Here is a 12,424-nt window from a genome sequence, read left to right as displayed (position 1 = left end):
CGAGGTGTAGGAAATGGCAGAGCATAAAGGCAAAAAGTTTGTTTTCCCCGAAAATGTAGAGTCGGGTTACGGGATTTTTCTAGGAATTACATTGAAGGAGTTACTGCTGTATTTAGTGCCACCGACTGTCATCGGCCTTATTATTGTTGCTTTGCCACCGCATAATGTGTGGCTCATATTGTTTAAATTTATGCTTTTACTGATTGTGCTCATTATACTTTTAGCTTTCTTGTCTTCTCGACCGATTCGCCATCGACCAAATATTCGCTTTCAGGATTATGTAAAGCTACGTAATCAATTTACGAGTAGACAAAAGCTCTTTTATATACGGAAGAAAAAAGATCGCTTTTTAAAGTAAGGCGGTGATCAGTTTGTGGGAAAAATTGTTCGGTCCTAAGAAAAAGCCAATAGATGATTATGTATTTGATGATAAACCGAAAAAGCTCGATAAAGGCAAGCAGAGCCTACAAGACATGTCACTCATTGAAGCACAGTACAATGATTTTCTTGTGACTAAACGAGGCTATTTAGTCGTGTTGCTGAAAGTGACGGGTATAAATTTAGATTTACTCACAACGACCGAGCAAGAAGATGTTTTTGATGAGTTTAATGCCTTTTTAATGTCGACACTCGGTGAAAATAGTGAGGAAGTGCAGCAATACCTTGATATTACGATGCCTGTTGATTTTAGTGAGTATATTTTGTTTTGGCAGCATCGTTATTTAACCGTACTAGAGGAAGAACCTGAAAATGAAGCAAAGCTGGCACTCATTGCGAGCTATGTGGACACATTTTCAGCCATTGCTTCCTCACAGGAAATGACGACAAAGACACATATTGTCGTACTGCATGAAAAAATACCGAAAAAGCATTTAGCGTCACTGGAGCAAACAGCGATTCATTTAGAAGAAAAGGTGCTGCTCTTCATTCGGCAATTAGAAAATGCACTAAGTACGTATGATGTAGAGGCTCGGCAATTAACAGCAAAGGAGTGTCGTAAGGTGTTACAGCATTTACTCAATTTCTCCAATCACTAGGAGGTGAGAGCATGTTTAAACGACTACAGCAGCCACACATGGAAAAGGAACAAGCACTTAGTGAGGTATTGGACGGGTCGAGCTTAGATATGATTTATCCGTTTTCATGGGAGGAATGTGCCGACCATATTGAGTCGGGTGATAATTTTATTCGTGTCATAGCAATTATTGATTACCCGAAAAGTCGTTATGGCAACTGGCTATCAGAGCTGAAGCGTAAGAAAGGCAACATTACGATTGTACAATTTTTAGAATCTTCCAATTCGACGAAAATGGTCGAGCACTATAATAAGACGATTAAAAATAAGCAGGCTGAGGTATTGAAGACATTTGATCCGCTAAAAAAACGCCAGCTCGAAAAGCAAGTTGAAGCAGCTGAGCATCAATTGATGAAGTTTCTTGAAAATGAGTCGAGCTACATTTATCAGTACACGTATATTTATTTGCAGGCGAAGTCACTAGATGAACTGAATGCTCTAAGTGATTCTGTTCATAATACACTCGTGAAATTGCAACTAAAGGCAATGACACCGATTAAGGCGATGTATCAAACGTTTTGGAGTGCGATGCCGATTTTAGAAAATTTGCTTGGAGATTACACATATAAGCAGTCCAATACGGAGGCAGCGAGTAGTATGTTTCCATTTGATGATGCCGAAATTTTAACCATTAACCCACGCAGTGACGTAGAAGGCGTGAACAAAGATACGGCTAGCTTAATTGCGATTGACTATTTGGACCGTAAAAATACGCTTAATCAAAATATGGTTGTCATTGGGACGAGTGGTGTCGGTAAGACCACTTATATGGTGCAGAAGATTTTACGTTATTTTGCTCGGGGCGTGAAAGTGTTTATTATCGATCCTGAAAATGAATATACGAACATCGTCGAGCATTTAGGTGGGACAGTTGTCCATTTAAGTAGTAATTCGAGTACGAAAATTAACCCATTAGAAGTGTTTTCCGAGCAAGTCATGGACGAGGGACCTGTTGATTTGGATATGGTTTTAAAAGATAAAATTCAGCGTCTTCTTGGTTTCTTTCAAGTGTTGAAGCAAGACATTACACAGGTGGAAAAGGCGATTTTAGATGCTGTGTTACGTCAAGTGTACCGTGATGCAGGAATTTTGCAGTACAACAGCTTTCGAGAGATTCCTAGTACAGCGTATCCGATTTTATCTGACGTATATGAAGCAATTGCTGCTTTAAAGGTGAGTGACGCCGACCGGTACGCACGGATTGAGGATTTTCATTATATTTTGGAGAGCTATGTGAATGGTAGTAAAACGATTTTTAATGGGCATACGAATATTAATTTACAAAGTGATCTTTTATCGTTTGATTTAAAGCCCTTGCAAAATGAGGCTGATGTACAAGGAGCAGCGTACTTAAATACGTTTAGCTATTTGTGGGATAACATTACGAAAAATACAAGCGAAAATGTGAAGCTGTTTGTCGATGAGTTTCATTTCTTAACACAAAATCCAGATGCAGCGAGTTTCTTTTACCAGGCATATAAGCGATTCCGAAAATACAATGCGGGTGCCATTGCCGGTACGCAACAAATTCAAGATGTGCTCGATGGGAAGATGGCCAATGGTCAAAATGTTGGTGAGGCTGTCATTGGGAACAGTTATACGAAAGTCTTTTTTGGTCTTGATAACAAAGGCGTTGATGATATTACCGAAAAGCTACGTATGACCTTTAGTGAAAAGGAAAAGAAACTATTAGAGCGTCGTAAGCAGGGGGAGGCACTCATTATCCATGGTACACAGCGAGCGTTCATGCGAATAGAATTAACGGAAGAAGAACTACGATTAAAAGACCCAGCGCGTTACGAGGAGTTGTATGAGGTCAGTGCAGCCATTACCCCGAACTATGAAGAACGCATTCGCATGACCGAGCTTGAACGACAAGAGGCACTAGAAATGGAGAGTTTTGAAAAGTAGAAATTTCCACTTTTGTTAAGTAGAATTTTCTACCTGACGAAAGTATAAATGTTATTACTTTCGTCAGGTAACTGATTAATCTATTGATACTAATGACTTTTAGAGTTAACTATTTATTTTAAATCGTTAGGGGGTGCTAGCGTGAGTGTGACCAAGATTTACAATTTTTCATTTGGCAGTATTAAAATAACACGTGAACTAGCCCAATTTACGATTCACCGCAATGAATTTAGTTACAATCGGTTAGAAGAAGTCGAACAGTTTTTACGTGAGACACAGATAGATGCGTTTCTGTTATTTCGAAGTATTGAGGAAAATGAAGGGCATGTTGTGATGACCTTTTATTTTGTAGAGCACTTAAAGCCTGTTGCAGCGATTAAGCACGAAGACTACGTTGTGAAGCTTGCCATCGCTCAAGCGATTTTACTTGATGAGATAGTGACGAAGACTCAAAATTTCGTCAGTTTGCACCCAGCAACGGTAGATTATCATCCGATGTCAACGATTCGTTACGGATACCAAGCTAATCGGCATATGCCACGGGAAGGAAAACATACACATTTACAACGGTATAAGGCACTGGTCTTAACGATTTTAACGAATCAACCATACGAAAAATGTTTAGAGCAACCAGAGCATTTAGCAAAGCGGGCTAATCATCTAGTGCAGTCAATTTTACAAGCACAAACGATTGAAGATATGCAGCTTTTGTTAACCGAAGCTTATGATTTCGTGGCGTATCATAACGTACAGACGCAAACAGCTGAACGCAAAAGATGGCGCTCTCGTATGATTTTAGGTGTCGTCTTCACAGCGCTACTTGGTTTATTTGGAGTCGGTTATGTAAAACAAGATGCCAATGAACAGCAAGCAGTAGCTATCCAGTCGTTAACGGCTAAATACGAGAAGGAACAGCTTATTCAAGAGGCAGATGGATTGTTTGTGGCTGGACAATTTGAAGAAGCTATTCCGTTATTTTTTGAGCTAGGCAATTCATCCACCGAAGTTGCTGAAAAGCTAGTGGACAAAAAAGAATGGCAGTTAGCATTAGATACGGAGCCGGCGATTTTAGAAACAGTCATTGCGGCTTTATATAACGAAGGTAAGGAAAAAAGCTTACTAGATTTAACGATGTCTGCTGATGAGTCTATTTATACGCAAAAGTTAGCACAGGAGAAGGCAATTGTTAGCTATGATGTGGCACAAATGTCAGCTGATTTACCATTTATTTCGGATGAACAGACATTAAAGCGTATGGGGCAAACATTTGTGAAAAACGGTGATATGGCAGGTGCTCGAGAAGTACTCAATAAGACGCAGGATGCTGAATTGAAGCGTGCAATTGAACTCACGCAGGCTGAAAGTGAACTTGCGATAGTTAAGAAGAAGCTAACAGCCCTTCAGTCTGAAAATTCAGCGAACAAGGCAGATCAAGTGAAGGTGCACCAAACAAAAATTCAAGAATTGGAGGAGAAGATTAAAAAATTGAGGGAGGGCTGAGTCGATGAAATTGTTAATGGCGAAGCTTTTATTTTCACAGAATGGTCGGAAGTTGATTTGGTTTATTTTTGCACCGTTTCTTTTGTTATTTTTCTTGCTTTTAATTTTATTTGCTGGTCAGCCTAAGCCACCTCCAGGAGAATACACGATCGGCAAACAATTGTCGCCAGCCGTTTTGCAGTACGAAGAAATCGTGCACGATGCACTTTTAACATATGGGTTAGAAGAGCATACAGCATTGGTACTTGCCATTATGATGCAGGAAAGTGGCGGAAATATGTCACTTGATGTAATGCAATCGAGTGAGTCTATTGGTTTGCCTCCGAATACTATTACTGACCCATTGTACTCGATTGAGGTTGGTGTCGCTCACTTTGAAAAGGTTATTACGAAAATGGAACATTTAGGAGTAGATCTAGATACAGCGATTCAAAGCTATAACTATGGTACTGGTTATATGGATTTTGTTGCAGTGAACGGTGGTAAGCATTCAGAAACGTTGGCACAGGCGTTCTCTCGTCAGCAAGCAACAAAGCTCGGCTGGAAAAGTTACGGGGATCCCGAATATGTCGCTCATGTAAAGCGTTATGTAGGGACGATGCGTGAGGGGGAAGTTATTGATTTAGCAAATGCTTCTGCTAATTTTCAAGTTGTTTATGAAACGATGGTTCAGTTTGATGGGTATCCGTACACATTTGGAGGCATGAGTCCAACGACTTCCTTTGATTGCTCGGGGTTAATGATGTGGGCATTTCGTAAAATCGGCGTTAATTTACCACGGACAGCTCAGGAACAATATAATGTGTCGCAAAAAATAACAGCCGATGAATTGCAACCAGGAGACTTTATCTTTTTTACTGGCACGTACAATGCTGGCAGACCTGTGACGCACTTAGGAATGTATGTCGGGAACGGTAAAATGTTTGATGCCAATGGTAGTGGAATTGGCTTTACAAATATAAACGACCCGTATTGGCAAGAACATTTATATGGCTATGGGCGTGTTGTGGATTTTTCAGGAGGTGAGGAAGGATGAAGCAGGGGATTGTCATTGGCATTTTAGGTTTAACCATTTTGATATTAGCTGGTTCGTTATTTGTTCTTGTAGATGATAAGCAGGCGTTGAAAGAAAAGATGGGGCAAAAGAATGATGAATTAGCAGCATTAGCATTGGAAAATGAAGAACTTTCTGCTGTCACAGGCTTACAAGTGACGGGTGAGGAATTGGCATTTGTAGAGGAAGCTTTTCATGTTTATTTGAACTATGACAATGATTCGTACGTGACTCGATTTCAAGAACTGTCAAATTTAGTTGTATTAGATGTACTGAATAAATTGAAGGGTGCCTCATCTCTTTCACCGCCTGTCGTTAAGATGAAAAATGAAGTGGAAGATGTACAAATTTATTTAAACCCAAAGGCACCTCATACGTTTTTAGTGTATACAACGACCAATTATTTTTTAGATGGGGCACTTGTCAATCATGGCAGTCAGCTGTATGAAGTTCAAGTTTTAAAAGAGCAGGAGCAGTTTATCATTGGAGAATTTAAGGTCATTGGCAATATGACAGAGGTAGACGGTGTATGAAAAAACTTATCTGGTTTATCGTCAGCTTTTTAGCCTTTGAGATTGTCATAGTCGTGCTCATTGATTTTATTTTGTTGCTTGGTGAATTGAAGCTTGAGATTACGACAGATGCGATGTTTACGAGTCTAAAGGAGCTCTTATTTCATCCCGTGCAAACAATTCAAGGCTACATGGCAGCTAAAAATCCATTGTTTCTCATTTTAACTGTGCTCAATTTGTTTTACAGTGCTATTCTTCAAATCAGACGTAAAACGAAAAAGGACGGGTGGGACATTCATGAGAAAAATGCGTATCACGGCTCAGCACGTTGGGCAAAGGAAAAAGAAATATTAGATGGCAACTTTATCGCAAAATCAGAGAAGGAAGTGCGTGAAACGTTTTTGCAGTCACTTAAGGAACGCGATAAAAAAATATAGCTTAAGGAGCCAAAGCAACTGTTACTAAGGCTGAGCCAAGTAGGGATGTTAACTGGTTACAAATTGTTGCTAGCGTAGTAAAGCCAAAGATATTTTTCATGTTAACCACCACCAGATTCATTTTTAATGTAGAAACTACAGTTATACCTAAAGAAAATAAATAGACAGTTGCTAAGGCACCCAAGCACGTTGGCTCCTTAAAATATATTCATCTAAATTTTACCATATTAAGCTCTTGTTTTATAAGTGAAAAGGAGCTGATAAAATGAACGGCATCATTTTAGGCATCTACAATAAAAAGGTATTAATCCAGCCAAATGAATCAAAGCCAAACCGCAATATTATGGTCGTTGGTGGACCTGGGAGCTATAAAACGCAGTCTTTTGTCATCACGAATGTGTTATATGAAACAGAAAATAGCATTGTCATAACAGATCCCAAGGCTGAGGTGTACGAGAAAACGGCAGCGATTAAAGAAGCACAGGGCTACGAGGTACACGTCATTAATTTTATGAACATGCAGGCGAGCGATCGGCATAATCCCCTTGATTATGTACGCAAGGAAACGCAGGCGACCACGGTTGCGACGAAGATGGTGGATAGTGCAAATAAGGATGGTAAGCGAGATGTGTGGTACTACTCGCAGCGTGCACTACTAAAAGCCCTTATTTTATATGCGATTCATGAGCTAGAGCCGAAGCATCGTAATATGCGTGGGTTATTAGAATTTTTGCAAACGTTTGATACCGAGGATGGTCACGGGGACAGTGAACTTGATAAGCAGTTTTTACAGCTTGATTTTAAACATCCAGCAAGACGAGCTTACGAGCTAGGTTATAAAAAGGCGAAGCAGGAAATGCAGGGCAGTATTATTGTTTCGCTCCTTACAACGATTTCGGATTACATCGATAGTGAAGTCGCTGAATTTACGAGCTTCAGCGATTTTCATTTGATGGATATCGGGCAGAAGAAAATGATGCTGTATGTGATTATTCCGTTGATGGACCAGTCATGGCAGAGCTTAGTGAACTTATTCTTTAGTCAGTTATTTAATGAACTGTACGAACTAGCAGCGCTACACCATGCGAAATTACCACGGAATGTGAACTTTATTTTAGATGAGTTTGTCAATCTCGGGAAGTTTGATAATTACGAGGAATTTTTAGCAACGTGTCGTGGTTACGGCATTAGTGTTGCTACAATTATTCAAACGATTTCGCAGCTTCAGGATCGGTACGGCGATAAAAAGGCAGAGTCCATTTTAGGGAACTGTGGGATTAAATTATGCTTGAACGCTGCTAATCGTACAACGGCTACTTATTTTAAGGACTTGCTTGATAAAACGACCGTTAAAGTAGATACCGAATCTGAATCGAAGCAATACGGTAAGGAAAATCGGACGAGTAGCATGAGCGAAAATGAGAGCTTTGCTGCACGTGATTTAATGACAGCAGGGGAAATTATGCAAATGCCGGCTGATATGGGCATCATTTTATTTCAGCATAAGCCACCCATTCAAGTAAAGAAAGCCTTTCAGTTTCAATTGTTTCCTGATGTAACGGAAAAATATGAGGTCAGCCAGTTTGGTTATCATGCAAAGCCTTCAGCAGAGCAACTACAAAAACTAACGCTCGCCCAGCAAGCATTTGAGGAAGATATTGCGAAAAAGGCAGTAGCCAAGCAAACCGAGCAGGAACAGTTGGAAAAGGAATTTTTCGGCTTTGAAGTCGTGGAGCAGGAGGTCACATTTGAAAGTGCAATGGAGGAATTACAGGGAGAAATTGATTTAGAAAAACAATAGCTGTGCATAGAGCTTCGTTAAAAGGAGGGCTGCCAGGTGTTTGATATAAAAGAGAAAGTTATGAATATGATTGATGAATGGTTAAATGATTTACTGATAGCTGTCTTTAAGTTTTTAGCAGAGGTACTCTTTAACCATGAAGCGCTCAGTGGCTTGTTTTTAGATGTGTATCGCATTTTTGCTGTTTTTGGCGGTGTGTTACTTGTGGCGATTGTGCTGTTTAGAATATTGAACGCCATGCTAAATGAAGCGACCAATAATGAAAGTAATATTGCTGAAATTATCGTCAGTGCATTAAAGGCAAGTATCATGGTGTTTTTATTACCTGTCATTTTGTACTTTGTTGTGAAAGAAATCCTGTACCCATTAATGGAGTATATGTTTGTTGAAATTGCTGGCAGCTCCTCAGATATTATTACGAATTCCATTGAATCTTCTATGGTCGTAGATGTATTTGGATCGGGCACGATGGCAATTACGTTACTGCTATTATTTTTAGTCGTTGTGTTTATCGTGTTCACGTTCAAAATTTGTGTGTACCATGTGGACCTTATCATTTTAGAGATTTTTAGCGTCTTTGCAGCGATTACCATTGCGACTGAAAACTATGATTTTAGCGAAGTATGGTGGCGTGATTTTTTAAGCCAAATTGTTAGTATCGTTACTCAAGTGCTGTTAATGGCAGCCATTGTCCAGTTACTCGCTAATTTTAATAGTTGGTATGACTTCATGTTAATTATCGGTTGTGGCGTGTTAATTATCCGTGGACCTAGTGTACTTCGTTCTATGTGGTATTCAAGCGGAGGCGCTAAAGGTGGGATTTCCCTTGGCAAGTCAGCTACCCGTATTTCGATGATGCGACTTTTAAAATAGATAGGAGATTGAGGTTATGAAATGGATTCGAGTACTACCTATTGTATTAGTAGCGTTTTTATTAGCAGCGTGTGGAGATAGTCAAAGTGATTTACTTGGAAAATGGACCGGCACCGAATCTTCAGGTGGTGGAGGCACAGTGACCTTTAATGACAATGACACTGTGTTAGTTGAAATGGGCGTGTTCAATAATTCATTCGAATGGACGGTTGAAGAGGAGATTTTAAATCTTTATACAACTAAAGACGGTGAGAAACAGCTTGCTTATCAGTATGAGATTGAACAAGAAGATAAAGAAAATATTACTTTATATGAGTTGGATGGGGATGGTAAGCGAGTAGAAGGAGCAACGATTAAGCTTAGTAAATAAAAATACACTTGATAAAAGTATAAACAACAAAAGTAGAAATATATACCTTTCAAAAGTGGAAATTTCTACTTTTGTTAAGTGTTAAATTGAAACAATATAGTAACAAACATCTTTATCTAAACTTGTCCAATTTATTTGATATGAACCATTAATATAAAAGTGTTCATCCTTTTTTCCTGTAGGTTTAGTAATTTCACCATGAAGTAAATGATTCAAACGGAAATATGCATAGATACCGTTAGTATTGGAACCCTTATAAAATAATTTATCTTCGACATAGGTTACAGCATATGTATTAGTAAAACCATGTTCTTTTATTTGCTCCATAAATTTAATGTCTTTAGCAAAACTAAACATTGATTCAGGGTACTGTCCGTTTTTAGGGAATTTAAGTTCGACAGCATATTTTTCATTTGTTTGTGGATTATAGATTGCTATATCCAATTCTTTTTTTATTAATTTTTCTTGGATCCCAAAAAAACGAATATTTCTTTCGAATTGAATTTTAAAAGTAGAATCGAGATGATTACGTAAATACACACCTAATTCGTGTTGCAAAGAAAATTCATTGTAAATTTCAATTTGCTGTATTTTTACTAGGTGAAAAAAGTCTTTAATATGTTTATCTAAGCGCATAAAGCACCTCCTTAATTTTAATTTAACAAATAGAATAGAGTTTTGAAAGTGAATCAATAACACATTAGTATAAATAACAAAGGAAGAAATATATATACCTTTCAAAAGTAGAAATTTCTACTTTTGAAATAAAGAAGGAGGTTAGAGAAATGTATCGACGTGAAGAAGTTGAATTTAGCGATAAGCCGATTTACCGTGATAAGCGTGATTTACTGACGATTGTAGAAGTACCGGATTTGCTTTCATACGACATTGTTGCGTATTTAGAAGTACCATTTGAAAACGAACAGCGTTATGTGCCTTTATATCAAAAGCGAGGTGAGGTGTGATGCCCTTACGACCCGAACAATATGAGGAACGAACAAAAGAGCTTACGACAAAGCTCGAAGAACAGCTGACGCAATTTGCGAACCAAGCTGAATTTAAGCGGTATTTAACGTTCATGGCAAGTATGCGCCAGTATTCGGTAGATAACCAAATTCTCATTTTTATGCAAAATCCAAAAGCTACTTATGTCGCTGGCTTTCAAGCATGGAAAAAGCATGAGCGTTATGTGCAAAAAGGGAAGAAGGGTATTCAAATTCGTGCCCCTATTTTTGAGCAGCAGCCAGTACTCGATTCCAAAACAAAGCAACCGATTTATGAAAATGGTGAGCTGAAGATGGAGAATATCTTAGTTCGGTATAAATGGGTAACGGTGTTTGATATTGCACAAACAGCAGGAGAGCCATTGAAGGTGACGAGGGATTTCGTCAACGAGCGTTTTCAAACGGATGAAGATGCCGAAAGCTTATATATGAATATCAAAAGCTATTTGAATCAGTTTAAGCAATTTCAGATTTCAGAAAAGGCGTATTCCATTAAAGAAAGTGGACGTGGTTATTTTGTGCCATCAACTAATGAAATTATTATTAATTCGAGTGAAGAAAATCCTGTTGCTAAATTAAGTACGCTTATTCATGAATTTGCGCATGCTCAGTTGCATGGTCGTAGTGGCGAATATCGTGAAGCTACACGTGCACATAAAGAAGCGCAAGCAGAAGCTGTTGCTTGCGCGACTATGGCGTATTTAGGATTTGATACAAGCCATTTTTCACTAGGTTATATTGCAACGTGGGCAAAAGATACAGAATTAATGCGAAAGGCATTATTTGAGATTCAGGCGACTCTTGAAAAAACGTTAGCTACATTAGATATTGTGTTGCACCCACAACTATATGAGCAACTAGAACAAATCGTTCAGGAACCAAAACTAGAGAGCAAGGCGGTTTCATTTGAACAATTGATCAAACATTTACCAGCCCTTTCTTATGTAAAATCGCCAAAAATTGCGATTGAAGTTTTTGATGCACGTTATAATGGCTTTGAAATCGCTAAGTACGACCGTCAAACGAAGTATTTAATGGACGAACGAGGGGAAGTCATTAATGAGGGCATGCTAAAAGATAAGGTCATTTTACTGATGAATGTCATTGACCGACAGCCAACAGCAGCGATGATGTATGAGAGTTTTTCTGAGCAATTCGCTTTGCGTGAAGTACACGTGCCTAAGCCAGTTATAGAGCTGTATCATAAAAAAACGGACGCATCGATTATTGGATTTAGCGAAGTGAAGGAGGCAAAAGCATCGTTTCTCCATGCAGCTGCATCTGAAAATCAGACGGTGAAAGCTTATATTTATGGGAAAGATGAGTTGCAGCATTTTAAGCCGGTGTTGGAGGGGGAACATAAAAAGATAGGAATAATCCAAGAAATAGGAGGAGAGATAGATTCTAATTCAGAATATATGAGAATGGAAAAGTTAAAGTATAAAATAGATTTAATTTGACAAATAAGAACAAAAGATTTACATTAATTTCTAATAAAAGGATATTTGGTGAGGTTATTTTGAGAAATGCACGATGAAGAAAGCATTGAGTTATAACCGAAGATGTTGCACTGTTTAATACAACTTGAAAAGTGACAATGTTAATTAAAAAATTTAGAAATGTATTTCTAACCTCACTGTTTTTCTTTTCAGTGGGGTTTTTTCTTGCCCCTAAAATATAAAATAATTGGAGGGTTTTACGTGAAAAAAGCTAAAAAGGTGCTAAAAAATAAAAGTAGGTTACCTTCTTTTATGGTGATAGGGAAGACAGGGGGGAGGAAAATCAGCTTTTTGTAGCGAGATAGTTAACAAAATACTATTTGAAGAAATGTTAAAGGTCAATAGAAACGATCGTACAACAAAAGTTATCACTCAATTTATTTTAGAA

At 38.4% G+C, this 12,424-nt stretch carries 14 protein-coding genes; 12 read left to right on the top strand and 2 right to left on the bottom strand.

Annotation, left to right across the window (positions count from 1 at the left end):
* Positions 1-13 precede the first annotated feature (13 nt).
* The 7 genes from MKX47_RS20785 to MKX47_RS20755 all read left to right on the top strand — a co-directional run bounded on the left by MKX47_RS20785 (position 14) and on the right by MKX47_RS20755 (position 6,489).
* The gene (locus tag MKX47_RS20785; protein ID WP_340778276.1) at positions 14-358 is read left to right on the top strand and encodes a conjugal transfer protein; all 345 of its coding nucleotides are present in this window, start codon (positions 14-16) and stop codon (positions 356-358) included.
* A 13-nt stretch (positions 359-371) separates the two neighbouring features.
* The gene (gene trsD, locus MKX47_RS20780) at positions 372-1,037 is read left to right on the top strand and encodes a TrsD/TraD family conjugative transfer protein (protein WP_340778274.1); all 666 of its coding nucleotides are present in this window, start codon (positions 372-374) and stop codon (positions 1,035-1,037) included.
* Between the two features lie 11 nt (positions 1,038-1,048).
* Complete coding sequence (locus MKX47_RS20775; protein WP_340778272.1) at positions 1,049-2,986, top strand: VirB4 family type IV secretion system protein; 1,938 nt, start codon at positions 1,049-1,051, stop codon at positions 2,984-2,986.
* Positions 2,987-3,127: 141 nt separating this feature from the next.
* Positions 3,128-4,486, top strand: coding sequence for a type VII secretion protein EssB/YukC (locus MKX47_RS20770; RefSeq protein WP_340778270.1), 1,359 nt, complete (start codon positions 3,128-3,130; stop codon positions 4,484-4,486).
* A 4-nt stretch (positions 4,487-4,490) separates the two neighbouring features.
* Complete coding sequence (locus MKX47_RS20765; RefSeq protein ID WP_340778267.1) at positions 4,491-5,522, top strand: bifunctional lytic transglycosylase/C40 family peptidase; 1,032 nt, start codon at positions 4,491-4,493, stop codon at positions 5,520-5,522.
* Positions 5,519-6,073 carry a hypothetical protein gene (locus MKX47_RS20760; protein WP_340778264.1) on the top strand — a complete coding sequence of 185 codons (555 nt, stop codon included), beginning with the start codon at positions 5,519-5,521 and terminating at the stop codon, positions 6,071-6,073. The genes MKX47_RS20765 and MKX47_RS20760 overlap by 4 nt, the downstream gene beginning before the upstream one ends.
* Entirely contained in the window at positions 6,070-6,489 is a 420-nt protein-coding gene (locus MKX47_RS20755) for a hypothetical protein (protein ID WP_340778261.1), read from the top strand. Before MKX47_RS20760 ends, MKX47_RS20755 begins: the two co-directional genes overlap by 4 nt.
* Position 6,490: 1 nt before the next feature.
* Here the strand turns inward: MKX47_RS20755 and MKX47_RS20750 are convergent, their stop codons facing one another.
* Complete coding sequence (locus MKX47_RS20750) at positions 6,491-6,673, bottom strand: hypothetical protein (protein WP_340778259.1); 183 nt, start codon at positions 6,671-6,673, stop codon at positions 6,491-6,493.
* 81 nt (positions 6,674-6,754) lie between these two features.
* Between MKX47_RS20750 and MKX47_RS20745 the strand changes: the two genes are divergently transcribed.
* The 3 genes from MKX47_RS20745 to MKX47_RS20735 are packed head-to-tail and all read left to right on the top strand — an operon-like array spanning position 6,755 to position 9,533.
* Positions 6,755-8,290: a VirD4-like conjugal transfer protein, CD1115 family gene (locus MKX47_RS20745; protein WP_340778257.1), complete on the top strand. Its 1,536-nt coding sequence runs from the start codon at positions 6,755-6,757 to the stop codon at positions 8,288-8,290.
* Between the two features lie 36 nt (positions 8,291-8,326).
* The gene (locus tag MKX47_RS20740) at positions 8,327-9,163 is read left to right on the top strand and encodes a conjugal transfer protein TrbL family protein (RefSeq protein ID WP_340778255.1); all 837 of its coding nucleotides are present in this window, start codon (positions 8,327-8,329) and stop codon (positions 9,161-9,163) included.
* Positions 9,164-9,179: 16 nt separating this feature from the next.
* Positions 9,180-9,533 carry a hypothetical protein gene (locus MKX47_RS20735; RefSeq protein ID WP_340778252.1) on the top strand — a complete coding sequence of 118 codons (354 nt, stop codon included), beginning with the start codon at positions 9,180-9,182 and terminating at the stop codon, positions 9,531-9,533.
* Positions 9,534-9,614: 81 nt separating this feature from the next.
* Here MKX47_RS20735 and MKX47_RS20730 read toward each other — a convergent pair whose 3' ends face one another.
* Complete coding sequence (locus MKX47_RS20730) at positions 9,615-10,169, bottom strand: hypothetical protein (RefSeq protein ID WP_340778250.1); 555 nt, start codon at positions 10,167-10,169, stop codon at positions 9,615-9,617.
* 149 nt (positions 10,170-10,318) lie between these two features.
* On the opposite strand from MKX47_RS20730, the gene MKX47_RS20725 reads away from it, so the two are divergent.
* Positions 10,319-10,498 (top strand): hypothetical protein, encoded by a 180-nt coding sequence (locus tag MKX47_RS20725; protein ID WP_340778248.1) that lies wholly within the window; start codon positions 10,319-10,321, stop codon positions 10,496-10,498.
* Positions 10,498-11,997, top strand: a complete 1,500-nt coding sequence (locus MKX47_RS20720; RefSeq protein ID WP_340778246.1) for an ArdC family protein — start codon at positions 10,498-10,500, stop codon at positions 11,995-11,997. The genes MKX47_RS20725 and MKX47_RS20720 overlap by 1 nt, the downstream gene beginning before the upstream one ends.
* Positions 11,998-12,424: the final 427 nt, after the last annotated feature.

It is taken from the genome of Solibacillus sp. FSL R7-0668 (assembly GCF_038006205.1).
Classification (GTDB): Bacteria; Bacillota; Bacilli; order Bacillales_A; family Planococcaceae; genus Solibacillus.
The sequence above is the reverse complement of the archived record's forward strand: the minus strand, read 5'-3'. Positions and strand labels throughout refer to the sequence as shown.